Here is a 24,630-nt window from a genome sequence, read left to right on the forward strand (position 1 = left end):
GCATCCAAGCAACCATACGAAGGGAAAAGTTATGAGCAACGCAAAAGACGTAACTGACGCAAGTTTCAGCACGGATGTCTTGGCTTCCGACAAGCCGGTCATCGTGGACTTCTGGGCAGAGTGGTGCGGTCCCTGCCGCAAGCTCGGACCCATCCTCGACGAGATCTCGGTTGAGTACAGTGAGAAGGTTGACGTCGTGAAGCTGAACGTCGACGACAACCCGGCCATCGCCGCCGAGTACGGCATCACCTCAATCCCTGCCGTGTACCTGTTCAGCGGGGGAGAAGTGAAGAGCACCGTGATCGGCGCCAAGCCGAAGCAGTTCTTCGAAAAGGAATTCGCGGACGTCCTGTCCTAAAGTTTTTCTTGGCTTTAGCGAAGATGCCGGTCGTTCTGTCCCCACGGGGGCGGGCGGCCGGCTTTTTCTTTGTTTCGTGCGAAATGAACTTTCAAGAGTAGCGTTTTTAGTCTGGGCTGCGCTGGAGACGATGTAACTGTTGGAACTGCTTCTCCTCGGCTTTCCTTGGCTGGGGTAGGCGGAAATTGGCCTTCCAGCGGGAGACAGCGATGGTTTCAAGGAAGGGGACCTCCTTATCCCATGTAGCCGAGATCTACATGCCTGCGATTGCGCCAAGTGGAATGCAGCAGCGCCGGTGCCATGCCAGGTGGAGGGCCCTCTGCTTGGGGCAGGGTTCTCTGCCGTAGAGCTTTTCGCAGCCGAACCGGATGGGCTGACCGTATCTTGGCCTGCAGGGGAGTCTGATCGCTGCGACGGACTTCCTCTCTCTCCACCCCGGAGTCTCTTATGGTTCACCGCTGCCAGCAGCGTGCTCGTTCCGCCTGATCACGCGAGTCCTTGTGGAATCAAATGGGACTCCGCGCATAGCAGGCGCACGAAGTATCTAACTGTCATTCGAAGTATGCAGGTACTGCAATAGCGTTGATTGGTGATGCCCAAGCTATCCTCTGCGGGTCCAAGGCGTGCTCGTTTCACGTGAAACATATGCGCGCAGGGGCCGCAAATAACGCTCCACCTTGGATTTCTCGCGGTGTTTCACGTGAAACAGACCCTCGAGACGCCTACCTTAACCACCGGGTCTCATTAGCTTCACGTGGCCGCGTGGTCCGTTCCCCGCAATCGCTAAGAAGCCCTCCAGGGGTACACAAATGGGGTCACCGGCAGCTGGGAGACCTGACAGCTGCACTCTCAGCTTCCCCCGGGGGACGGAGCCTCGGTAGCTCCGGACGGGCCCAGGAGGACCTGTAACAGGCTACGTTGCCTCCTACGGCCACTTGGTACCACCTAGGACGCCAGGCACCTCCAGTAGGCCGCACCTGCAAGTCGGGACGCACTGTAGATCACGGCACATGCAATCGGACGGCGGTTGCACTGGTGAACTTCCATTAATCCCGGTGATTTCAACCGAACATTGCCGAAGGGGCAGTTCATATGCAATTATCAGCCGTCTCATTCGTAGCTATCAGCCGTCATGCCTAAGCCTTCGCTGACGCCGCGGACGGTACACGTGACACAAAGTCCACCAAGGCGCCAGCTTCCAGGACGTGCGAACAATCCGAACAAGGGTAGGCCAGGCCATCTATTCACTGGCATGCCGTTACGAGGGCTGCAATGTGCAGGCCCATCAATACCAGCTCCAGGGGACGACAAACCTGAATGCGGTGGCCCACAGAAGAGCGGGGGCCCACGCGTAGCATTGGGCTCCATGAGGTTCGGCGTGAACGGAGATCACATAGAAGAATACGGGCCAGCACCTTCGGCGATCCACCCCAATCCCTCGGGAGCGGCCTACGTTCGTCGACCACCGCGGCAGGGGACTGTTAGCGGGGTCTCTGCTTCTACTTATGCAGGCTGGCTTAGATCGACGCAGCTGAAGGAAGACGTGATTGCACATCGCCGGCTGGCGCAACTGATCAGCACCCCGGACGCCGGGTGAGACGCTGTTTCACGTGAAACGGTGCGTCGCTTCCCCAAGAACAGAGGTCCGCTGGCGGATATCCCTGAGACGAACACGGGACACACTGTTCCGAAACCCGCCTCCTGCACCCTAACCGGCTAGAGATCAGTAGATTAAGCCTAGATCGCTCATTCCTGCGCCTTCTGCAGAACTCCTTGTTGGGACAGAAAAACCGGAGAAGACTGAAGTCACCTCCGCCGAGAAGGAGTGTATGACGCGATTTGGCGCAGATCTGCCGCGGGCGAAAGTGCCATGACGCATGGGACGAGCGTTGCCATGGCATGCCTGTCATAGACACTGGGGGACTGCCCCCACGGCCGCCAGGATGCTCCATTGCCGTGAATCAAGCTAGGGCGAGCAACCGACAGAGGCACTTCGCCTCGTTTACACTCGCGACGTACAGCTGGCACGCACAGAAGGTCCTGTTGACGGCAAAACTTGTGCACTGTGCCATAGCACTGGCTGCCAACCTAGTGAGGCGCTGGGCCCCACTGGCCAGCGAGTCTCTCACCGGCTTCATCACCTACTGCCGCGCACGCTAGTAGCCTCACCAGCAGCTGGCCATCCCTCAGTCTTGCGGCTATCCGGGAACAGAAGCACCAGGGCCGTCAGCCGCGCACCATCTATCATCACAGCCCCTTCGCGACCCTCCCTTCGAACGTCCGAACAAACCAGGCATGAAGATGACGCGAGGTCGCCCTTGCCCGCCAGGCACCACACGATCGCTGCGACCGCATCCCGTCAGTTCCGCCTTCTACCAAGGCACCGCTCACGAACAGGCCATCCAGTCCTGCGTCGGGGCCGGGGTCCCTACAGGGATCTCCGGATTCGGTTCAGCTGATTCGTGATGCGCTGCCGCATGTGTTTCACGTGAAACAGGACGCGGGGAGTCCGCCCCGAGGCACTACGGAATCGGCCCGTGCAGCGCCAGCCCAACTGTTCGGAGCAGACCTGCCCACAAATCGTCTGTGCCGGCATAGAAGTCGACCATGTCCGCCTCCTGGTGCGCAAGTGATTCGTTTGCTTCGCGAGGATGGGCAAGTCGTACACAGCTCAGTCGTTCGTCGAGCATGGGCAAGTCAAACGGGGCTCGGCCGTTCAGCGTGTACGAGCGTGTTGTACACAGCTCGGTCGACTCGCGAGCCGAACAAGTCGTGCACAGCTCGGTCCGTCAGCAACCACGGCGCTGGACGCATCTCTGGGCACAGGTAGTGGCATCGCTGTTCACAGACGAGTAAGCATTCGCGGCCACACCCACGCAGGGGCGCCGGTCATCGCGGTCACCTAGGCGCGCGGAAGAGAAGGATGGCTCATAGTGCAAAGAGGACCCATCTGAATCGCTCATGTCGGACATAGAAGCCTGGATCTGACACCAGCGCTTTCGGTCATACATCCGATGAATATGCCGCCTCAAAGTGGAGCACTCAAGACCTGCACCAACCCACCTAGCCCGGAGGTGTACTTCATGTGCGGCCGTGCGGTACTTACGAACACAGTTCATTCTCACCTTCACGACCTTCCCCGTGGAGCCGCCAATTTGTTCATCGACCGGCGAAGGGGATGTTGCAGTTCAGGGCTCTTACGACTCCACCACCCGGCAGGCTCATGGAACGAGTTAGTCACAGGCGCAGTGTTTGTTATCCCCAAAGTTATCCACAGGGTTATGCACCGCCCATGAGATTGCCCACACGTGGCGCAAAGGCGTTCATCCAAGTGACTCGATGACTGCTGCTTGGCCGCGCTGGTGATAGGCGCATCCGCGTAAGCAATACGGCATTAGGGCGGTCAGCGTTGACTGCGAAATCAATGTAAAACCCTTGCTCAGACTGAAAAGCGGGCGGATAAGGAGTTAGTTTGGGTCGGTTGCTGCCAAGTTGTCTTGGCGACCAACGGTTACAAGGGCAGTGGCCTGCCCCTTCCCACAGTGGGAGCTCCGGGATGGGCAGCCAGCTTCGCCGAAGCCTGCACTTATCCCCATAGTTATCCACAGCGTTATCCACCACGATACTCACAGCCACGGCCGGACGAGCAAGCCCATCCTGCGACGCTTGGATAGGGCTGTTTCACGTGAAACAGCCTGGGCATCTTTACGCGCGTCGCTGGTCACCCCTGATGCAGACGATGACTGATACCGCACCCTGATGCTCCGGTACTGGCTAATACAGGGTCATAGTTCCGCCCATGCTACGGAAGATCTGAGCAGTCAGCTTGCATCGGACTATGCGGCTGGAGGCGACATCGGACGTATGTGTCCGCCAATGCTCGCAGGTGGTGGGAATGTTTATGAGCCGCCCATCTGGAGAATGCCATTTCGGACCTGAGCGAGTCATCGCTGACGGTTCGGCTTCACACAGCCTCGACTCGCTCCAGGTTCCTACACACCCGCCGCACTGATGGATGGACGGGCCTGAAGCTTGGGGGAGAATGAGGTCAGAGCCAGGACGACCTCTGAAGGGCCCCAAGGGGCGGATCGCCCTCTCCGACACCTGCAGCAGAAACCAGCCCGGCCTATTAGAGTATCGCCGCCCGTCTATCGGTCGGCAGGCTCCCTGCCGTAACTGCCAGCGATCGTCACGCAGCTACTGCAGCCAGTCATTATCTCTGCGTGAGAAGGCCTCTTCTGACTATTGAGGGGTAAGCACCCGGAGTCGCCGAGAGGTGCTGCACGATGGCGGCAGCCCGCGAGGGGCGCCCCATCCCGGCGAAGATGGACCACGTTGCCGGCCACCATTCTCCGAGGGGGTGAGGAGTGCTTCATTCACATTAATCGCGAGGGAGAACGGCAGACCTAATTGGGATCAGCCGAATGGGGTTCGAGAAGTCCCTTCTCAGATTCAGCGCGTGTTCAGGGACGGCTCGGCCCATGTAGCCGCCCCCATGGAGCATCTAAGCGGGCGATGCTATAGGGTCTACGGGAGGCACTCAGTTCCGGCATCGGACATCAGTCCGCCTTCCCAGGTCGCTCGGTCGCAGCTCAGCAGACAGTTCGACTTGAACGCTGCCGAGTACCCAGTTCATCGAAGGGTTGTACTTGCCGTAGCCAACGCCTGGGCGCCAGCGTAGCCCTAGGAATGCTTGAAATCTCTCAGGTTGCCTGACCCCATTCGACAGGCTCGGGGCCCGTCAGGGAGCGGGGGACCGACAGCCCTGAGCATGACTCTGGTGTGATACCTCCGGTTCTGGCAGCATCCGGGAAATGCCGATTAGAGCCGTCGCAATTAGGAAGTGGGTTCTGAGTTTCTTTCGGATTGATTAACAGCCACGTTCTTCCGGTTTCACGTGAACCACGCTCCCACGCGAGTCGGCTAGCCGCAACGAACCGTCCTCCACTGCACAAGGATTTGCCGGAATCCGACCCGAATCCCTACTCGCATGCCACGATCCCTTCGGCACTCCAGGTGGACTGCAGTATCCGAACTCCAATGATCTACGGCCGTTTGGGCCTGCTAGGGCTGCCGCCCTAGCGTCACAGGGCGCGGCCGTGGCATGCCGGTAGTCTCTTGCGACGCGAGCTGAGTGTTTTAGTGTTTAGTGTTTCACGTGAAACGCACGCAAGACGCGGACACTTGGGAAGAAGAACCGCTGCTTGGGCAGGTTGGTCCCGATACTCTCACCATTGCCCGGGGTCGACCATATCGCCTGCTCGTCAGGCCTGTCTCGACCATCATCAGAGCTACTCATCTACGTCTTGTTGCCGCGTCGAGGAGTATGTCCGTGTTGGCATCGGTGTCTGCGTCTGCGCCTCTTCGGCAATCACATGCGCAGGGCACCCTTCCGTGAGGTCAAAACATAGAGATCGGGGGGCTGACCACCGACTGCCGGACCATTTGGATCCCGAACTATTGGTGCCCGTCCTCCATTCGTGTTTCACGTGAAACGTTCCTCGGTCCTGGGCAACGTCCACGAGCTCTCTACCTTGTAGCCCTAAGCCCATCAAAGGACCCCAAACTAGGGCTGTATCGGCAATGCCGCAAGAGAAATCGCGCTCATGGGCACGATTCAACAGCTCAGAAGAACCAGGAAATGGCCAAGACCCGAACAGCAGCACGATACCCGGCCTAACGTGCGGCGTGAGCTGGGACTGTTTGACGCGACTTTGCGACAGATAACCAGCGCGCATTTGATGCTGGTAGGCAAGAGAGGCACGTACGGTGCCGGCTGAACCTGCCGCGTTACATGGCATCCCCAATTACCCCCCGGATCGGCGATCAACGGGACCTTCTCCAACATTTGCCAACGTTTCACGTGAAACCGTCGGGCATGAATGCCCCAGATAAGGAAATTGCTCGCCGCGTGTGCATCCGGCAGCGAAAAGGGATCCGCTCCAAAGAACGGATCCCTTATACAAATGCTGGAACTCGGAGCAGGTCAGTCCTCAGCGCCAGGGCCGAGAACGTTCATGATGCGGTTCAGGTCCTCAACACTGGCGAACTCGATGCTCACTCGCCCCTTACGGGCACCCAGAGTAATCTTTACGTTCGTGTCCAGACGATCAGAAAGCGACGAAGCAAGATAATCCAGCCGCTCGTGGCGCGCGTTCGGCTTGGGAATGCTGTTCTTTGCAGGAGTGGTGGGGTCCTGGTACAGAGTCACAGCCTCTTCCGTAGCCCGTACGGACATGCCCTCAGCGACAATGCGCTGAGCCAAGCGCTCCATAGCAGCAGCATCAGGGAGCGCCAAGAGTGCCCGGGCATGGCCAGCAGAGAGGACTCCGGCTGCAACCCTGCGCTGCACCAACGGCGGAAGCTTCAGCAGGCGAAGTGTATTGGAGACCTGGGGACGCGAACGGCCAATGCGATCGGCCAGTTGCTCGTGGGTTGTTCCGAAGTCTTCAAGCAGCTGTTGGTAGGCTGCCGCCTCTTCCAGAGGGTTCAGCTGGCTGCGGTGCAGGTTCTCCAGCAACGCGTCACGAAGCAGGTCGTCGTCGGTGGTGTCACGGACGATAGCAGGGATGGTTTCCAGCCCAGCGGCCTGTACTGCCCGCCAACGACGCTCACCCATGACGAGCTCGTACGGTTCTCCACCCTTTTCGGTTGAAGTACGTACGACAATTGGCTGAAGAACGCCGATTTCCCGCACACTGTGTACAAGCTCCGCCATGTCGTCCTCATCGAAGACTGAGCGGGGCTGCTTGCGGTTCGGGTGAATGTCGCCAACCGGAATCTCGGCAAAGCGGGCGCCCGGTACCTCCACGAGCTCAACGTCATTGACTTGCGGAGTCGCCGGAGCTTCGGCCACGGCTGGCGGCGTCTGTACGTCAGCCACCGAAGCGGTCTTCGGCTGGTCTGCTTCCGGCGCCTTGGTGGAAGCGGAGCGCTGAGCGCTGGACTTGGTGGCCGGAGTCTTTGCAGATGGAGCCTTGGTAGATGTCCTCGCCGCAGGTGCCTTCTTGGATGCCGAGGAGGAAGAACCGGACGGGGAGGGACTTTCAACGGCTGACGCGTCCTCGCGGGCAGCATCGACTGTCGGTTCAGCGGCCTTTCGCGCTTCCGGGAAAAACAGATCCACAGGACGAGACGGGGCGGCGCCATTTCCCTGGGCCGCAGCCGAGCTAGGAATGAGAGCCCCAAGACCCCTGCCGAGGCCCCTCCGCTTTTCGCTCATTGATTCATCCCTCCGTGGAAGAGCCGAGCACGGACTGGCCCAGGCTGTTGCTGTGTTTCAAGAATTCTAGCGTTCAGCGATTTCGGCTGCGGCTTCCATGTAGGACAGCGCGCCGCTCGATGAAGGATCGTAAGTCATAACAGTCTGCTGGTAGCTCGGCGCTTCGGAGATACGAACCGAGCGAGGGACTACAGCACTCAAAACCTGCTGGGGGAAGTGTTGGCGGACCTCTGATGCGACCTGCGCGGCAAGGTTTGTCCTGCCGTCGTACATCGTTAGGAGAATCGTTGAAACAACCAGGTCTGCATTGAGGTGCTTCTGAATCATCTCAATGTTCTTAAGGAGCTGGCTCAAACCTTCAAGAGCGTAGTACTCGCACTGGATGGGGATGAGCACCTCACTGGCTGCACAGAACGCGTTCACCGTGAGCAGGCCAAGGCTGGGCGGGCAGTCGATGAAGATGAAGTCCAAGCGCCCTTCACCGTTCTTTTCCCGTTCCTTGGCGTACACATCGATAGCGCGGCGGAGCCTTTGCTCGCGCGCCACCAGCGAAACGAGTTCGATCTCTGCGCCGGCCAAATGAATGGTTGCAGGTGCGCAAATGAGGTTAGGAATGTCAGGGCAAGGTGCCACGACTTCCTTCAGCGGGAGGTCGTTGATGAGGACGTCGTAGATGCTGTCTACATCAGCGTGGTGCTCAATACCCAGCGCGGTGGATGCGTTGCCCTGGGGATCGATATCGATCACAAGCACGTTGAGCCCAGCGGAAGCCAAGGCGGCAGCAATATTCACCGTCGTGGTCGTCTTGCCAACACCACCCTTTTGGTTGGAGACGGTGAAGATCCGGGTCGCTTCAGGCTTGGGGAGCTCACGACCGATCAGGCGCTCACGACGGCGTGTTTCGTTGGCGAGCTGGCGTGCAATAGGACTGGAATCATCGATGGAATCCATGACGTTCTGCACTCCATCCGAAGCGGTTTCACGTGAAACTGAGGCGTTTGCAACCGGATCAGTGCGCACAATCGCGGACTGCAGAGACGAAGAGGGTGTAGCCATAGCCCGCGCGGACCCCAAAGACATAAACGGGGGGATTCGTTGCGTGGAGGTTTCACTACTGCCCACTGGTCACACTCTCACTCTCATTCGGCGCTTGCTGCCGTTCTCTAGCCTAACCGCTCAGTCGCCGACACGCTGGAAACCAAACGGGATCTACGCCGTCTTTCCGGCCTTGTTGACGATAATCCTCACCACAGTGGTGGGTTCCTCCAACAGCTCTTGTCCGCACACGACAACGGAAGTTTCCACTCCGCCGAGCTTCCGGATGACCTTGGCGGCCTTCTCGATCTCTTCACCGGCGCTGCGGCCCTTGATGGCCACCACTTCGCCCTTGCCGTTGAGCAGGGGAATCGTCAAACCGGCGAGGTTGGTCAGGGCTGACACGGCACGGGCAGTGACGACGTCCGCGTCAACCATTCCGACAGCCAACTCGGCACGGGTCCGCATGACCGTCACGTTGTCCAGACCGAGGTCGTCCACTACTTCCTGGAGCCAGATGACCCGGCGTTCCAGGGGTTCAATCAACGTCAGTTCAAGATCCGGACGCGCAATGGCGAGGCACAGGCCAGGAAGTCCGGCGCCGGAACCGACGTCGGCAACATGGCTGTTCCTGGCGATCGCGGACTCGATGACCGCACAGTTCAGGACGTGCCTGCTCCAGAGCCGCGGGATCTCCCGCGGGCCAATCAGGCCACGTTCCGTGCCTGAGGTCGCCAGGTGTTCAACGTAGCGCTTGGCCAGATCCAGGCGCTCACCAAAAATCTTCTCTGCCGCTGTCAGTTCAGCTGCGGTGATTTCGACCATGGGCTCTAGTCAGCCGAAACGACGATGTGGCGGCCGGCGCCTTCGCCTTCGGACTCGGAGACAAAACCGAGGTCAGCAACGGCGTCGTGAACGATCTTGCGCTCGTAAGCGCTCATCGGCTCCAAGGCCACGGTGCCGCCGTCGGCCTTGACCTTTGCCACGGCGTCTTCGGCGATCTGCTGCAGGACGCCTGCGCGCTCTTTTCGGTAGCCGTTGATGTCCAGAACCAGGCGTGAGCGGTTCTCCGTCGCCGAGAGAACCGACAGGCGGGCCAGTTCCTGGAGGGCCTCAAGGACTTCACCGTCGCGTCCAACCAGGCTGTCCAGGGCAGCCGACTCTTCATCGGTACCAATGGAGATGTAGGTACGGCCGTTGCGGACCTCGATGTCGATATCACCGTCGATGTCGGCGATATCAAGAAGCTCTTCGAGGTAGTCGGCTGCGATGTCGCCTTCCTCTTCCAGACGGCTTGCCGTCTTGGATTGCGTCTCTTCCTGGGAGTCTTCCTGCTCTTCAGTCACAGCGGCAATAACTTCTTCAGTGCTCTCGGCAGACATTACTTCTTCTTCCTGTTCTTACGTTGGGGCTGGACGCGCTGTGCCCGGATTTCTGCGGCTGCAGCGGCAGCAGCTTCGGCTTCAGCGGCGGCCTCCGCAGCCTTCTTGCCGCCCAGCAGCGGGGGCAGTCCCTTGGCTGCGCGGCGCTCTTCAAGAGCCTTCGCTGCGGGGGATCCCGGAGTCGGCATGCGGCGGATGACGAAGAACTGCTGGCCCATGGTCCAGAGGTTGGTGGTGGTCCAGTAGATGAGGACACCGATCGGGAAGTTGATGCCACCAATACCGAAGACGAGCGGCAGGATGTAGAGCATCATCTTCTGCTGGCGCATGAACGGGCTGGCCATGGCCTCTTCGGACATGTTCTTGGCCATGATCTGCTTCTGGGTGATGAACTGCGAGGCCGTCATGGCGAGAATCATGATGATGCTCAGAATCCAGACGGCAACGGCGCTATTGCCGCCACTCGGGTCTCCGTGAAGCAAGGACGCGGACAGCGGGGCGCCGAAGATGCTCGACTGATCAAATTGCACAACCTGCTCATGGCTCATGGCACCAATGCCCTGACCGGCCTTGGCGTTGTTGGAAATACCCGACAACACCTGGAACAGTGCGAAGAAGAACGGCATCTGGATCAGCATCGGCAAACAGGCCGAGAACGGGTTGGTTCCGTGCTTCTTGTACAGGGCCATCTGCTCCTGTGCCATGGCCTGGCGGGAGAGCTGATCGGTCTTGCCCTTGTACTTGGTCTGCAGCTTCTTCAGGTCCGGCTGCAGCAGCTGCATTCCGCGCTGTGCCTTGATCTGCTTGACGAACACGGGAATCAGGGCGGCACGGATAACCAGCACCAGGCCAATGATGGACAGGGTCCACGTCCAGCCGTTCGCGGCGGGCAGGCCAATGAAGCTCAGTCCCTCGTGGAAGCCGACCATGATGATCGACACCAGCCACTTGAACGGAAACATGATTGTTTCAAAGAAGTCCATACGATATCCCTATTCGTCAGGCCGCCGTGCGGCCTTCTTCATCAGCCTGAGCAGCCAGGAACTGGTCCGGGTTGTTCAGTACAACAATTGTGGGCGTCCGGCCTTCGGGCCAATGACGATGGCCGGCGGGGACATGGTCCACTCCGCCGGCGTTCCAAGGGTGGCATTTGGCGAGCCTCTTGGCTGCAAGCCAGCTGCCCTTCACGGCGCCGTGCACCGTCACTGCTTCCAGGGCATATGCCGAGCAGGAGGGAAAGAAGCGGCAAACCTGGCCGTACAGGGGTGAGATCACCTTGCGGTAGGTCTTCAGCAAGATGATGAGGATGTTGCGGGGCAGCTCCCAAAGGAAGGTACCGACCGCTGCCGAAAGGCTCCGCTGGGGAACCTTCCCGGAAGCATCACCATAGGAAGGAACGACGGCGGTGCTCATGTCATGCACGCGGTGTCCCTTCCGTTGTGGTGCCGTTGTGTTCGGTCGAAGCCTTGGGCGGAACCGAGACACCCAATCGCTTCGTCGTCACTGCCAGTGCGGCGTTGTAGTCCGAGAGCAACTGCTCCCAGCTCGCATGTGCGGCTGCGGGCAACGCCCGGACCACGACCGCAAAGCCCGTTCCATGCGTATGCAGGGAAAGTGCGCCTGCTTCTCTCAGTCTCCTCTTAACGAGGTTCCTGGTCACGGCGTTCCCGACGGCTTTGGAGACAATGAAACCGATTCGACTCGGCTCACCGGCCCCGATAGGAGCCGTATATAACACTAAGTTCCGGCGTCCATTGCGGACGCCGGAACGTACAGTTGTTGAAAAGTCGGTAGACGTCCGCAGACGGTTAGGGGTGGCTAGCACCGTCGAACCTGTAAAGAGACACTGACCGACAAGTCAGTTATTTAGGCCGACAGTTCGACGCGGCCCTTGCCGCGACGGGCAGCCAGGATGGCGCGGCCGGCACGGGTGCGCATACGAAGGCGGAAGCCGTGCTTCTTGGCCCGACGGCGGTTATTCGGCTGAAAAGTCCGCTTGCTCACGTTAGTTACTCCAGTGGATCAAAGGTGCGCCCACCCGATCAAAAAGGGGAAGAACTGGCCGACGCTAAGTTTTGTATGTGCCTGCCGCCGTTGCCTTCCGCACGGTGAACGTACGGGGTTACAACTGATCTCAAAAGCGGACACAAAGGACTTCACAACGTTAGGGCAAAAAGGCGGCCACAGTCAAACTGGGAACAGATGGCGCGGCTATCCACAGATGTGTTCAAAGCCGACTGGAAGGCTGTGGATGAAGTGGCTCACAGGCCCGTTTCACGAACCACATCCATGTAATTATCCACAGGCAACTTCCCAGCTATCTTCTGGCGATTCCATCCCCTAGAGTGGCTCAGTAGCCCATTTTCCACCCGCTGTGCATAACTCTGTGGATTTCCGCCAGACCTGCGCCCGCCGGAGACACCTCGGCTGCGAGCAACGCCGGCAAGCAAGTATTTAGGAACTGATTGATGACAGTAGACGAAGCCAACCACGCCAACACTGTCGGAAGTTCCTGGCGCAGGGTGCTGAGCCTCCTGGAACAGGACGACCGTGTAACTCCCCGACAGCGTGGTTTCGTCATTCTCGCCCAGGCCCAAGGCCTCATCGGCTCAACCCTCCTGGTGGCCGTCCCTAACGAGCTCACCCGCGAGGTTCTCCAGACGCAGGTCAAGGATGCTTTGGATGACGCCCTCCGCAATGTCTTCTCTGACGACATCCGCTGTGCAATCGACGTCGATACCGATCTGGTGCCCGTCCATGCCGAGCCGGAACCCGCCGTCGAGCTTTCCGCCGTTCCTGACTTTCCGGAACCGAAGCCGCAGCCGACGCCGCCGAGCACCTCGCATGAGTTCGGCCGCCTGAACCCGAAGTACATCTTCGACACCTTCGTGATCGGTTCATCGAACCGGTTCGCACACGCGGCAGCGGTCGCTGTGGCAGAAGCGCCGGCCAAGGCCTACAACCCCTTGTTCATCTATGGCGATTCAGGTCTGGGGAAGACCCACCTGCTGCACGCCATCGGACACTATGCCCGCAGGCTCTACAGCGGCATCCGGGTCCGCTACGTGAACTCGGAAGAATTCACCAACGACTTCATCAACTCCATCCGTGACGATGAGGGAACCAGCTTCAAGACCACGTACCGGAATGTTGATGTCCTCCTGATCGATGACATCCAGTTCCTGGCGGGCAAGGACCGGACGCAGGAAGAGTTCTTCCACACGTTCAACGCCCTGCACAACGCCAACAAGCAGGTAGTCATCACCTCGGACCAGCCTCCCAAGATGCTGGCCGGCTTCGAGGACCGCATGACCTCCCGCTTCGAATGGGGCCTCCTGACCGACATCCAGCCGCCGGAACTCGAGACGCGGATCGCCATTCTCCGCAAGAAAGGCCTCAGCGAAGGCCTGTCCGCACCTGACGACGCTTTGGAGTACATCGCCTCCAAGATCTCCAGCAACATCCGTGAACTTGAAGGCGCGCTGATCCGCGTCACGGCCTTTGCGAGCCTGAACCGCCAACCGGTGGACGTGGCCCTTGCCGAGATGGTCCTCAAGGACCTGATTACCGACGACGGTGCCCAGGAAATCACGGCGAAGCAGATCCTTGACCAGACCGCCGACTACTTCAAGCTCAGCATGGAAGAACTCTGCAGCAAGTCCCGGACGCGCACCCTGGTCACGGCCCGCCAGATCGCCATGTACCTCTGCCGTGAGCTCACGGACATGTCTCTTCCGAAGATCGGCCAGGAGCTTGGTGGGCGTGACCACACGACCGTGATCCACGCCGACCGGAAGATCCGCGAGCTGATGGCGGAGCGCCGTGTGATTTACAACCAGGTCACCGAGCTCACCAACCGCATCAAGCAGCAGCAACGCGACTCCTGAAATCCACACCGCGACCGCCACTACATACCTTATTAACAGGTGCATGTGGATAAGCCTGTGGATACTTAAGGGGACAAGCGCGGTTAATGGGCTTAAAACCCTTAAGGCGTCTGTGGATCGTTAAAAACCGGCTTCGGAGTTGTCCCCATCCACACCCTGTTTAAAACCCAGTTAACGCACAGTCCATGAACAGGGCTTAACCGCGGATCTGAGCCTCAGGATGGGGTTATCCACAGTTTCCACAGCAGTTATTAACACTACGAATCACAAAAAATTGAAATCCCTCAAATAACAATCTCGATCCACCACCCACCGGACCAGGCCAACAGCCAGGCAAGGCCAGCCTTGCGGCTGTCCACATAGGACAGGTCCGGGCAAACGGGGATGGGTTAATCGCGGATCTTCCGGCTAAGCTGTCAGCAGCGCTCCCATCCTTGGGTCTTGTTTGTAGTTCGCTCAGTGCGGACCATGCAGGTTCCGATGCCGGACTGCGAAGATTCAGCGGGTTCCAAGCAGGGATCCGCGGCTACTACATGGCAGCAGCAATGAAAGGCGGCACCCCTCCGTGAAGTTCAGAGTCGACCGCGACGTCCTGGCAGAAGCCGTTACGTGGACCGCGCGGTCGTTGTCTCCGCGGCCGCCCGTACCCGTGCTTTCCGGCCTACTCCTCAAAGCCGAGGCAGGAACCGTAAGCCTCTCGAGCTTCGATTACGAGACTTCGGCACGCTTGGAAATCCCGGCAGACATCACCGTCGAGGGCACGATCCTGGTTTCCGGCCGTCTTTTGGCAGACATCTGCCGGAGTTTGCCTTCCGCACCGGTCGAAGTTGAAACCGATGGAAGCAAAGTCACCCTCACGTGCCGTCGAAGCAGCTTTCACCTTGCCACCATGCCGGAATCTGAATACCCGGCCTTGCCTGCCCTTCCAGCCATCAGCGGTACGTTGCCCGGCGACGCCTTTGCCCAGGCCGTTTCCCAGGTCATCATCGCGGCGAGCAAAGACGACACCCTTCCGATCCTGACCGGTGTTCGCATGGAGATCGAAGACGACCTCATCACGCTCCTCGCCACCGACCGTTACCGCCTGGCCATGCGCGAAGTCCCTTGGAAGCCCGTAACCCCGGGTATTTCCACCAGCGCACTGGTGAAGTCCAAGACCCTGAACGAAGTTGCCAAGACCTTGGGTGGCAGCGGTGACATCAACCTGGCCCTCGCGGACGACGACAGCCGGCTCATCGGTTTCGAGAGCGGCGGACGAACCACCACGTCACTTCTCGTGGACGGCGACTACCCGAAAATCCGTTCGCTCTTCCCGGACTCCACCCCAATCCATGCAACGGTCCAAACCCAGGAACTCGTTGAAGCCGTACGCCGAGTTTCGCTGGTTGCCGAACGCAACACCCCTGTCCGGCTTGCCTTCACCCAGGGTCTGCTGAACCTGGACGCCGGTACCGGCGAAGACGCACAGGCTTCCGAGGAACTTGAAGCGCAGCTCTCCGGAGATGACATCACCGTGGCCTTCAATCCGCACTACCTCGTTGAAGGCTTGAGCGTCATTGAGACCAAGTACGTTCGCTTCTCCTTCACCACGGCACCCAAGCCGGCCATGATCACGGCGCAGGCAGAGGCTGATGGCGAAGACCAGGATGACTACCGCTACCTCGTGATGCCGGTCCGCCTTCCCAACTAATCGGCACATACCCACCCGCTTTCGCAGAAAAGAGTCCACACTGTGCACATCGGTTTGATCGGCCTTGGAAAAATGGGTTTCAACATGCGCGAACGCATGCGCAAGGGCGGCATCGAGGTCACAGGCTTCGACCGCAACCCGGATGTCACCGATGTTGCTTCGGTGGAGGAGCTGATTGCTGCACTGCCGGCTCCGCGAATCGTGTGGGTCATGGTTCCTTCAGGCGAGATCACTGATGCCGTTGTGACGGAACTCGGGGAGAAACTCAGCCCCGGCGATATGGTGATCGACGGCGGAAACTCGCGGTTCACCGAGGACCAAAAGCATGCGGCCGCGCTTGCCGGGAAGGGCATCCGGTTCGCTGACTGCGGCGTTTCCGGCGGTGTCTGGGGTCTCCAAAACGGTTACGGCCTCATGGCCGGTGGAGCCGAAGAAGACATCGAACTCGCGATGCCGATCTTCGACGCACTCCGTCCCGAAGGCGACCGGGCAGACAGTTTCGTCCATGTTGGCGGCGTCGGCGCCGGCCATTACGCCAAGATGGTCCACAACGGCATCGAGTACGGCCTCATGCAGGCCTATGCCGAAGGCTACGAACTCCTGGCTGCCAAGGACATCGTCAAGGATCTTCCGGGAACCTTCCGTGCATGGCAAAAGGGAACAGTAGTCCGGTCCTGGCTCCTCGACCTCATGGTCAAGGCACTCGACGAAGACCCCGGCCTGGCGTCCATCGACGACTACGTTGAAGACTCCGGAGAGGGACGTTGGACAGTGGAAGAAGCGATTGCCAACGCCGTACCGGCACCGGCCATCACGGCCGCGCTCTTCGCACGCTTTGCTTCGCGCGAGGACAACTCGCCGGCCATGAAAATGGTTTCGGCGCTGCGTCACCAGTTCGGCGGACACGCCACCCGTCCGGCCAACTAGGCCGCAGGAGTCCTGCAAACGGCGTGTACCTCGAACATCTTTCACTGACGGATTTCCGCAGCTACGCACAGGTGGATTTGAAGCTTGGTCCTGGTGTAACGGTCCTGGTGGGTTCCAACGGGATTGGCAAGACCAACCTGATGGAGGCCATCGGATACTTGGCCACGCTTAGTTCCCACCGTGTGAGCACGGACGCTCCGCTGCTTCGCTTTGGTACCGAGCGCGCCATGATCCGGGCCAGGTTGGTCCGTGGTGAACAATCCACAGTCATCGAGTTGGAAATCAACGCGGGTCGTGCCAACCGCGGACGCATCAACCGCGGAAATCCGGTTCGGGCGCGCGACATCTTGGGCATCTGCCACACTGTGCTGTTCGCCCCTGAGGACCTTGCCCTGGTGAAGGGCGATCCTTCGAATCGCCGACGTTTCCTTGATGAATTGCTGGTCAGCCTGGTGCCCCGGCATGCTGCCACCCGCAGCGACTACGACCGCGTATTGAAGCAGCGCAATGCGCTCCTGAAGTCGGCCCGCACGGGCAAGTTCACTGCGGGCCATGAAGCAACCCTGGATGTGTGGGACCAGCACATGGCCCGGGCCGGCGCCGAACTGTTGCACGCGCGGCTCGAATTGGTGGAACGGCTTCGTCCGCACTTGAACAGCGCTTACGCGCAGCTCACGGACGGGTCCAAGGATGCCGGCGCGGTTTACCGCTCCACCATCCAGGACATTCTCGACGACGACGGCGGTCCGGCCAACAGCGGAACAGAACCACCGGCGTCGTACGAGGATCTCCGGCTGCTGTCCGTTGACGAACTCACCGAACGCTACGTGCAGGCGTTTGCGGCGTCGAGGAAAAAGGAACTGGAACGGGGCATTTCGCTGGTGGGCCCGCACCGCGACGAACTGGAGCTTACCTTGGGGCAAGCTCCGGCCAAGGGCTATGCGTCCCACGGCGAAACGTGGTCCATGTGTCTGTCGTTGCGCCTGGCTTCCTATTACGTGATGCTGGACGATGCCCGCACTGGCGGCACTGCTCCGATCCTCATCCTGGACGACGTTTTTGCTGAATTGGACGTCCAGCGCCGGCGTAAACTGGCAGCAATAGTCGCCGGTGCCGAGCAGGTTCTGGTGACTGCCGCCGTCGACGCCGATATCCCCGAGGAGCTGGCCGGACGGCGCGTAACCGTTGTTCCGGGAGGCATCGATGGCGAAGGATAGTCCCGACGGACTCCAACCGGGCCGCGAACCGGACGAAATCGATGCTGCCCAAGCGGCGCTGAACCGCATGCGGGAGGCCGCTGCGGCCCGCGGCGAAGTGAGGCAACGTGCTCCCCGGCCAGGATCGGCCCCCAAGCGCAAAGGACTGCGGGATACCCGGGGCTTCTCCCAGTTTCATGGCAGCGGCCGGGATCCTTTGGGGCTGGGCAAGGTCGTAGGGCGCCTCGTAGCGGAACGCGGCTGGACTTCACCTGTTGCCGTTGGTTCCGTCATGGCGGAATGGGACACCTTGGTGGGTCCGGACATCTCCGCCCACTGCACACCGGAGAGCTTTACCGACACAACTCTTCATGTCCGCTGCGATTCGACAGCGTGGGCGACGCAGCTGCGGTTGCTGAGTACCAGCCTGCTGGAACTGTTCCGCAACGAACTGGGTGAAGGCGTGGTTACCAGCATCCAGGTCCTCGGGCCGTCCGCACCAAGTTGGCGGAAAGGTGGCCGCAGCGTCAACGGCCGGGGACCCCGGGATACGTACGGCTGAACGGCGTGCAGGGCGTTTCAACGCCCCTGGGCCGTATAGGCCCCCATCGGGACCTCCGCAGGGCCATTGCAGATAGGGCCAGCGGCCTCCCAGCGGCATATTCAGCTGTGGGCTGCCCCTGTATTTGCAAGGATTCACGTGTTTCCACGATAGAATTGGCGTAGATCACTGAGCGCCGGTGAAACGTCGCCGGATCCTGAATCCACTCTTGTGGCCCTTGGGAACCCCGTCGTCTTACTCATCGGCGCAATCAGTCACGTGCCCGTTGGCGGCCGCGGTTCGCCGCGCGCAAACTTCGGGAACGGCCGACATCGAGTACAGAGGAGTCGAAAGCGCCTGTGGCTAACGACAATGCAGAGACCTTGGCAGTAGAGCCCGAAGAGGAGACTGTTCCCACTCCCGACACGCCCACAGAGGCGCCGAGGGAGTATGGTGCCAGCGATATCACCGTGCTGGAAGGCCTCGAAGCCGTGCGCAAACGCCCCGGCATGTACATCGGTTCAACCGGGCCCCGCGGCCTGCACCACTTGGTCTATGAAGTAGTGGACAACTCTGTTGACGAGGCTTTGGCCGGCTATTGCAGCCACATAGAAGTAACGCTCCGTGCTGACGGCGGTGTCCGGGTGGTCGACGACGGCCGCGGCATTCCCGTGGATATCCACCCCACCGAGGGAAAGCCCACGGTTGAGGTAGTCATGACCATCCTGCACGCCGGCGGCAAATTCGGTGGTGGCGGATACGCCGTTTCCGGTGGTCTCCACGGTGTTGGTATCTCCGTGGTCAACGCCCTTTCCCGCCGTGTGGACACCGAAGTCCGCCGTCAGGGCCACGTATGGCGCATGTCCTTCGCCGACGGCGGCAAGCCGCAGGGCGAGCTCGTCAAGGGTGAAGCAACCGAGGCAACCGGTACCTCGCAGACCTTCTACCCGGATGGCACCATCTTCGAGTCCACCGAATTCGATTTCGAAACGCTCCGCGCCCGCTTCCAGCAGATGGCCTTCCTCAACAAGGGCCTGAAGATCACGCTGACCGACGAGCGGCCGGCAGCCCGCGACGGCGACGACGACCTGGACCTGGACGCCGTCGCGACCGAAGGCGAAGTTGCAGCCGAGCACCGCACGGTGGTGTACGAATACCCGGACGGCCTGCTGGACTACGTCAAGCACCTCAACTCCAACAAGAAGGTCGAGATCGTCCACGAGGATGTCATCGCCTTCGAAACCGAAGACACCGAGCGGCACATCGCCGTCGAGGTTGCCATGCAGTGGACCACGGCATATTCGGAAAGCGTCCACACCTACGCGAACACCATCAACACCCACGAGGGTGGAACGCACGAAGAAGGCTTCCGCGCCGCGATGACTTCGCTGATCAACCGCTACGCGCGGGAGAAAAGCATCATCAAGGAAAAGGAAGACAACCTCACCGGTGACGACATCCGCGAGGGCCTGACCGCGGTGATCTCGGTAAAGCTTTCCGAACCGCAGTTCGAAGGCCAGACCAAAACCAAGCTGGGCAACTCCGAGGTCAAGGGCTTTGTGCAGCGCGTTGTCACCGACCAGCTCGGTGACTGGCTCGAGCGCAACCCTGGCCCCGCCCGCGACGTCATCCGCAAGGCGATTTCGGCTGCCCAGGCACGCATGGCGGCCCGGAAGGCCCGCGACAACGCACGCCGGAAGAGCCCACTGGAGTCGTTCGGCATGCCAGGCAAGCTGTCTGACTGCTCATCCAAGGATCCCTCGCGCTGCGAGGTCTACCTTGTGGAGGGTGACTCGGCCGGCGGTTCCGCCAAGCGTGGCCGCAACCCCGAAACCCAGGCGATTCTTCCGCTGCGAGGCAAGATCCTCAACGTGGAGCGCGCCCGCCTGGACAAGGCCTTGGGAAACGCTGAAGTCCAGTCCATGATCACCGCCTTCGGTACGGGCATTGGCGAGGACTTTGATATCGCCAAGTTGCGGTACCACAAGATCGTGCTGATGGCAGATGCCGACGTTGACGGCCAGCACATCACCACTTTGCTGATGACACTGCTGTTCCGCTACATGCGGCCTCTCATTGAAAACGGCTATGTCTACCTGGCCCAGCCGCCGCTGTACAGGATCAAGTGGTCCAACGCGGCGCACGACTACGTCTACAGCGACCGTGAGCGCGACGAAACCATCCGCAAGGGTGCCGCGATGAACAAGCGCCTCCCCAAGGACAACGGAATCCAGCGGTACAAGGGTCTCGGCGAGATGGACTACACCGAGCTGTGGGACACCACCATGGACCCGGAACGCCGGACCCTCCTGCAGGTCACAATGGACGACGCCTTGGCTGCCGACCAGACCTTCTCCGTGCTGATGGGCGAGGACGTTGAGTCTCGCCGTAACTTCATCCAGCAGAACGCCAAGGACGTCAGGTTCCTCGATATCTAGGGTCCATCCAGGACGCAAAATATTCCAGAACTGACATATACCTGAAACGGAAACCTTAGATTATGAGTGACGAAACTCCTGAAGTTCCGGCGGATTCCAATGCCGAAGATGTCGTCCTTGAGGGCGATGTACTGACCGACCGCGTTGAACAGGTGGACCTGCAGACCGAAATGCAGCGGTCCTACCTGGACTACGCCATGGCCGTCATCGTGGGACGCGCCCTCCCGGACGTACGTGACGGACTCAAGCCGGTTCACCGCCGCGTACTGTACGCAATGTTCGACGGCGGATACCGCCCGGACCGCTCGTTCAACAAGTGCGCCCGCGTTGTCGGCGATGTCATGGGTACCTATCACCCGCACGGCGACATGGCGATCTACGACGCATTGGTCCGCCTGATCCAGGACTGGACCATGCGCTACCCGTTGGCTCTTGGCCAGGGAAACTTCGGTTCGCCCGGCAACGACGGCGCAGCTGCCCCGCGTTACACCGAAACCAAGATGGCCCAGCTGGCCATGGAAATGGTCCGGGACATCGACGAAGAAACCGTCGACTTCCAGGACAACTACGACGGCAAGAACCAGGAACCCACCATCCTGCCGGCGCGTTTCCCCAACCTGCTGGTCAATGGCTCCTCCGGTATCGCCGTCGGCATGGCCACCAACATCCCGCCGCACAACCTCCGTGAAGTTGCCGAAGGCGTTCAGTGGGCGCTTGAAAACCCCACTGCCACCCGCGAAGAGCTCCTCGAAGCGCTGTTGCTGCGCATCAAGGGGCCCGACTTCCCCACGGGCGCCACCATCCTGGGGCACAAGGGCATCGAGGACGCCTACCGCACGGGCCGCGGCTCCATCACCATGCGCGCTGTGGTCAACGTGGAAGAACTGCAGGGCCGGACGTGCCTGGTGGTCACCGAGCTGCCGTACCAAGCCAACCCGGACAACCTTGCCATCAAGATCGCCGAGCTGGTCAAGGACGGAAAGATCCAGGGCATCGCCGACCTCCGCGATGAAACCTCGGGCCGTACCGGCCAGCGGCTCGTCATTGTCCTCAAACGTGACGCCGTGGCCAAGGTTGTCCTGAACAACCTCTACAAGCACACCCAGCTGCAGGACAACTTCTCCGCGAACATGCTGGCTATTGTCGACGGCGTTCCGCGCACCTTGAGCCTGGACGCCTTCATCCGGCACTGGGTGGCCCACCAGATGGACGTCATCGCACGCCGGACCCGGTACCGCCTGCGCAAGGCCGAGGAAGAAGCACACATCCTGCGTGCCCTCCTCAAGGCGTTGGACATGCTTGACGAAGTCATCGCGCTGATCCGTGCATCCAACACCACGGAAGCTGCCCGCGAAGGCCTGATGGACCTCCTGGACATCGACGAGCTCCAGGCCCGCGCGATCCTGGACATGCAGCTCCGCCGCTTGGCTGCGCTGGAGCGCCAGAAGATCCAGGACCGCCACGCCGAGCTCGAAGCACTCATCAGCGAGTACAACGCCATCCTTGGCTCGGAAGAGCGCCAGCGTCAGATCATCAGCGAAGAGCTTGCCGAAATCGTGGCCAAGCACGGTGACGACCGCCGCACGCACATCCTGATGGGCTTCGACGGCGACATGTCCATGGAAGACCTCATTCCCGAAGAGGAAATGGTGGTCACCATTACCCGCGGTGGCTACGTCAAGCGGACCCGTAGCGACAACTACCGCTCACAGCAGCGTGGCGGCAAGGGCATCAAGGGCGCCCAGCTGCGCGGCGACGACGTCGTGGAGCACTTCTTCGTCACCACCACGCACCACTGGTTGTTGTTCTTCACGAACCTGGGCCGTGTCTACCGTGCCAAGGCGTACGAACTTGCCGAAGCCGGACGTGACGCCAAGGGGCAGCACGTTGCCAACCTCCTGGCCTTCCAGCCGGACGAGCACATCGCCCAGGTCCTGGATCTCAGGGACTACCAGCAGGCTCCGTACCTGGTGCTGGCCACCAAGAACGGCCTGGTCAAGAAGACGCGTTTGGAAGACTACGACACCAACCGCACGGCCGGCGTCATCGCCATCAACCTGCGCGACGGTGACGAACTGGTTTCTGCACAGCTGGTCAGCGAAACGGACGACCTCCTCCTTGTCTCACGCAAGGGCCAGTCCATCCGCTTCACGGCAACCGATGATGCCCTGCGACCCATGGGCCGCGCCACCTCGGGTGTCACCGGTATGAAGTTCCGTGAAGACGACGAACTGCTGGCCGCGGACGTGGTGCAGGACGGCTCGTTCGTGTTCATCGTGACCGAGGGCGGATACGCCAAGCGAACTGCCGTGGATGAGTACCGGCTCCAAGGCCGTGGCGGCCTGGGTATCAAGGTAGCCAAGCTCGCCGAGGACCGGGGAGATCTTGTAGGCGCCCTGATCGTCCAGGAAGAAGACGAAGTCCTGGTGGTCATGGAAGGCGGCAAGGTGGTGCGCTCGGCCGTGGCCGGCGTTCCCGCAAAGGGCCGTGACACCATGGGTGTCATCTTCGCCAAGCCGGACAAGAATGACCGCATTATTGAAGTCGCCCGCAACAGCGAACGCGGCTTGGAAGGCGAAGAATCCGAGGACGGCGCCGACGATGACGTAACGTTGGCTGCAAACGACGGCGCCGCTGCGGTGACCGCAACGGCCGCAACGGAAAACGACGCTGACCCGGAGAATGAACCGGGCGCGGAGCTGAACGAAGACAATACCGGAGGTAACGAGTGAGTAATTCCGACTCATATCCCAAGCCGAGCACAGGTGTCCCCGGCGGACTCCGGCAGCCCTCAGGCAACTCGCAGGCCGGCACGCCTGCCCGTCCCCAGCAACGCCCGGGGGCAGGTTCCCCTGGCTCGGGCACATCAGGGGCACGTCCGGCAACGGGTGCCAACTCTGCTCCTCGTCCAGCCGGCGCCCCGGGCCAACGCCCCGCCCAGCCGGGCCAGCGCCCAGCAACGGCCGGCCAGCGTCCGGCAGGTGCACCGGGACAGCGTCCGGCCCAGCCGGGGCAGCGCCCTGCAGCGGCAGGACAACGTCCCGCACAAGGTGGTCCCGGCCTGGTCAAGCCCGCCCCCAAGGCAAAGGTGCGCCGTGCACGCCTTCTTGTCAGCAAGGTGGACCCCTGGTCAGTGCTCAAGATGGCTTTCCTGCTGTCCGTAGCGCTGGGAATTGTCACAGTGGTGGCGGCCATCGTCCTGTGGACCGTCTTGGATCTCACGGGCATCTTCAACCAGGTGGACAGCCTCCTGGGCACGCTTGCCGGTTCTGAAGGCAGCGGTTTCGAGCTGAAGAAGATCGCTTCCCTGGGCCAGGTGGCTTCCTTCGCGACGATCATCGCGGTAGTGAATGTAGTCCTGCTGACGGCGCTGTCCATGCTGTCCGCCGTGCTCTATAACATTTCTGCAACATTGGTTGGTGGCGTTGGCGTCACCCTGACGGACGACTAGCAAAAATCCGCGGAATTCCGGCGTTTTGGCCGGAATTCCCCGGTGAAAGTGCCTCGATTTGAGATCGGGCCGGGAAGTGCTGTACAGTCATATCTCGGCCCGATGAGGCATCGGGGCGTATAGCTCAGGCGGTTAGAGCGCTTCGCTGATAACGAAGAGGTCCCAGGTTCAAGTCCTGGTACGCCCACGGAACCTAAACAGGTTCAGGTAAAACTGAACCGGAATGAGGTGCTTGTGAAGAAGTTGCTGGTAGTTGTGGCAGCCGCAATCGCAGGTGTCCTGGTTTATAAAAAGAACCAGGAATCCGAAGCCCGGAAGGATGTCTGGAGCAAGTCAACCGATTCGGTTGATTAGCCGAGGAACCCGGTTCTGAACTGGTAAAACCCAGTCCGGATATGGGGTATGATAGACGGGTTGCTTCTTATGGGGGCATGGCGCAATTGGTAGCGCACCTGCTTTGCAAGCAGGGGGTTCGGGGTTCGAGTCCCCGTGCCTCCACCATA

The 24,630-nt window shown here is 60.5% G+C and carries 17 protein-coding genes, 2 tRNA genes and 1 pseudogene; 12 read left to right on the plus strand and 8 right to left on the minus strand.

Annotated features, from left to right (window positions below):
* Nucleotides 1-31: 31 nt before the first annotated feature.
* On the plus strand, nucleotides 32-358 hold the full coding sequence (trxA, locus tag ACFUOZ_RS08390) for a thioredoxin (RefSeq protein WP_144660274.1): 327 nt from the start codon (nucleotides 32-34) through the stop codon (nucleotides 356-358).
* 5,986 nt (nucleotides 359-6,344) lie between these two features.
* Here the strand turns inward: trxA and ACFUOZ_RS08395 are convergent.
* The 8 genes from ACFUOZ_RS08395 to rpmH all read right to left on the minus strand — a co-directional run bounded on the left by ACFUOZ_RS08395 (nucleotide 6,345) and on the right by rpmH (nucleotide 12,001).
* Nucleotides 6,345-7,580: a ParB/RepB/Spo0J family partition protein gene (locus ACFUOZ_RS08395; protein ID WP_377546719.1), complete on the minus strand. Its 1,236-nt coding sequence runs from the start codon at nucleotides 7,578-7,580 to the stop codon at nucleotides 6,345-6,347.
* A gap of 66 nt (nucleotides 7,581-7,646) precedes the next feature.
* Nucleotides 7,647-8,660 carry a ParA family protein gene (locus ACFUOZ_RS08400; protein WP_377546721.1) on the minus strand — a complete coding sequence of 338 codons (1,014 nt, stop codon included), beginning with the start codon at nucleotides 8,658-8,660 and terminating at the stop codon, nucleotides 7,647-7,649.
* A 129-nt stretch (nucleotides 8,661-8,789) separates the two neighbouring features.
* Entirely contained in the window at nucleotides 8,790-9,440 is a 651-nt protein-coding gene (gene rsmG, locus ACFUOZ_RS08405; protein WP_377546723.1) for a 16S rRNA (guanine(527)-N(7))-methyltransferase RsmG, read from the minus strand.
* A gap of 5 nt (nucleotides 9,441-9,445) precedes the next feature.
* The gene (locus ACFUOZ_RS08410; RefSeq protein ID WP_144660266.1) at nucleotides 9,446-9,997 is read right to left on the minus strand and encodes a R3H domain-containing nucleic acid-binding protein; all 552 of its coding nucleotides are present in this window, start codon (nucleotides 9,995-9,997) and stop codon (nucleotides 9,446-9,448) included.
* A complete protein-coding gene (gene yidC, locus ACFUOZ_RS08415) occupies nucleotides 9,997-10,980 on the minus strand; it encodes a membrane protein insertase YidC (RefSeq protein WP_377546727.1) in 984 nt (327 codons plus the stop codon). The genes ACFUOZ_RS08410 and yidC overlap by 1 nt, the downstream gene beginning before the upstream one ends.
* A 16-nt stretch (nucleotides 10,981-10,996) precedes the next feature.
* Nucleotides 10,997-11,410 carry a membrane protein insertion efficiency factor YidD gene (gene yidD, locus ACFUOZ_RS08420; protein WP_377546958.1) on the minus strand — a complete coding sequence of 138 codons (414 nt, stop codon included), beginning with the start codon at nucleotides 11,408-11,410 and terminating at the stop codon, nucleotides 10,997-10,999.
* A gap of 1 nt (nucleotide 11,411) precedes the next feature.
* Nucleotides 11,412-11,822 (minus strand): ribonuclease P protein component, encoded by a 411-nt coding sequence (gene rnpA, locus ACFUOZ_RS08425; RefSeq protein WP_377546730.1) that lies wholly within the window; start codon nucleotides 11,820-11,822, stop codon nucleotides 11,412-11,414.
* 41 nt (nucleotides 11,823-11,863) lie between these two features.
* Complete coding sequence (rpmH, locus tag ACFUOZ_RS08430; protein ID WP_011776797.1) at nucleotides 11,864-12,001, minus strand: 50S ribosomal protein L34; 138 nt, start codon at nucleotides 11,999-12,001, stop codon at nucleotides 11,864-11,866.
* Between the two features lie 464 nt (nucleotides 12,002-12,465).
* On the opposite strand from rpmH, the gene dnaA reads away from it, so the two are divergent.
* The 11 genes and pseudogenes from dnaA (at nucleotide 12,466) to ACFUOZ_RS08485 (ending at nucleotide 24,628) form a co-directional block, all read left to right on the plus strand.
* A complete protein-coding gene (gene dnaA / locus ACFUOZ_RS08435) occupies nucleotides 12,466-13,884 on the plus strand; it encodes a chromosomal replication initiator protein DnaA (RefSeq protein ID WP_262276682.1) in 1,419 nt (472 codons plus the stop codon).
* Nucleotides 13,885-14,449: 565 nt separating this feature from the next.
* Complete coding sequence (gene dnaN / locus ACFUOZ_RS08440) at nucleotides 14,450-15,574, plus strand: DNA polymerase III subunit beta (protein ID WP_377546734.1); 1,125 nt, start codon at nucleotides 14,450-14,452, stop codon at nucleotides 15,572-15,574.
* Between the two features lie 15 nt (nucleotides 15,575-15,589).
* Nucleotides 15,590-16,501 (plus strand): annotated as a pseudogene (gnd, locus tag ACFUOZ_RS08445) (phosphogluconate dehydrogenase (NAD(+)-dependent, decarboxylating)); the annotation flags it as partial.
* A 23-nt stretch (nucleotides 16,502-16,524) separates the two neighbouring features.
* On the plus strand, nucleotides 16,525-17,718 hold the full coding sequence (recF, locus tag ACFUOZ_RS08450; protein WP_377546737.1) for a DNA replication/repair protein RecF: 1,194 nt from the start codon (nucleotides 16,525-16,527) through the stop codon (nucleotides 17,716-17,718).
* Nucleotides 17,705-18,259, plus strand: a complete 555-nt coding sequence (locus ACFUOZ_RS08455; RefSeq protein ID WP_377546740.1) for a DUF721 domain-containing protein — start codon at nucleotides 17,705-17,707, stop codon at nucleotides 18,257-18,259. The genes recF and ACFUOZ_RS08455 overlap by 14 nt, the downstream gene beginning before the upstream one ends.
* A 338-nt stretch (nucleotides 18,260-18,597) precedes the next feature.
* A complete protein-coding gene (gyrB, locus tag ACFUOZ_RS08460) occupies nucleotides 18,598-20,676 on the plus strand; it encodes a DNA topoisomerase (ATP-hydrolyzing) subunit B (RefSeq protein WP_377546742.1) in 2,079 nt (692 codons plus the stop codon).
* A gap of 62 nt (nucleotides 20,677-20,738) precedes the next feature.
* Nucleotides 20,739-23,408, plus strand: coding sequence for a DNA gyrase subunit A (gene gyrA, locus ACFUOZ_RS08465; protein ID WP_377546745.1), 2,670 nt, complete (start codon nucleotides 20,739-20,741; stop codon nucleotides 23,406-23,408).
* Nucleotides 23,405-24,127 carry a DUF3566 domain-containing protein gene (locus ACFUOZ_RS08470; RefSeq protein ID WP_377546747.1) on the plus strand — a complete coding sequence of 241 codons (723 nt, stop codon included), beginning with the start codon at nucleotides 23,405-23,407 and terminating at the stop codon, nucleotides 24,125-24,127. The genes gyrA and ACFUOZ_RS08470 overlap by 4 nt, the downstream gene beginning before the upstream one ends.
* 113 nt (nucleotides 24,128-24,240) lie before the next feature.
* Nucleotides 24,241-24,314 (plus strand) — tRNA-Ile (locus tag ACFUOZ_RS08475).
* A gap of 47 nt (nucleotides 24,315-24,361) precedes the next feature.
* Nucleotides 24,362-24,481: a DLW-39 family protein gene (locus ACFUOZ_RS08480; protein WP_377546750.1), complete on the plus strand. Its 120-nt coding sequence runs from the start codon at nucleotides 24,362-24,364 to the stop codon at nucleotides 24,479-24,481.
* Nucleotides 24,482-24,552: 71 nt separating this feature from the next.
* A tRNA-Ala gene (locus tag ACFUOZ_RS08485) sits at nucleotides 24,553-24,628 on the plus strand.
* Nucleotides 24,629-24,630: the final 2 nt, after the last annotated feature.

Source organism: Paenarthrobacter sp. NPDC057355, from assembly GCF_042667405.1.
Lineage (GTDB): Bacteria > Actinomycetota > Actinomycetes > Actinomycetales > Micrococcaceae > Arthrobacter.

Coding starts and splice junctions, on each gene's coding strand:
- ACFUOZ_RS08455 (WP_377546740.1), top strand. CDS start 17,705: ATGGCGAAGGATAGTCCCGACGGACTCCAACCGGGCCGCGAACCGGAC.
- dnaA (WP_262276682.1), top strand. CDS start 12,466: ATGACAGTAGACGAAGCCAACCACGCCAACACTGTCGGAAGTTCCTGG.
- gyrA (WP_377546745.1), top strand. CDS start 20,739: ATGAGTGACGAAACTCCTGAAGTTCCGGCGGATTCCAATGCCGAAGAT.
- trxA (WP_144660274.1), top strand. CDS start 32: ATGAGCAACGCAAAAGACGTAACTGACGCAAGTTTCAGCACGGATGTC.
- ACFUOZ_RS08400 (WP_377546721.1), bottom strand. CDS start 8,660: ATGTCTTTGGGGTCCGCGCGGGCTATGGCTACACCCTCTTCGTCTCTG.
- yidC (WP_377546727.1), bottom strand. CDS start 10,980: ATGGACTTCTTTGAAACAATCATGTTTCCGTTCAAGTGGCTGGTGTCG.
- ACFUOZ_RS08395 (WP_377546719.1), bottom strand. CDS start 7,580: ATGAGCGAAAAGCGGAGGGGCCTCGGCAGGGGTCTTGGGGCTCTCATT.
- yidD (WP_377546958.1), bottom strand. CDS start 11,410: ATGAGCACCGCCGTCGTTCCTTCCTATGGTGATGCTTCCGGGAAGGTT.
- rsmG (WP_377546723.1), bottom strand. CDS start 9,440: ATGGTCGAAATCACCGCAGCTGAACTGACAGCGGCAGAGAAGATTTTT.
- ACFUOZ_RS08410 (WP_144660266.1), bottom strand. CDS start 9,997: ATGTCTGCCGAGAGCACTGAAGAAGTTATTGCCGCTGTGACTGAAGAG.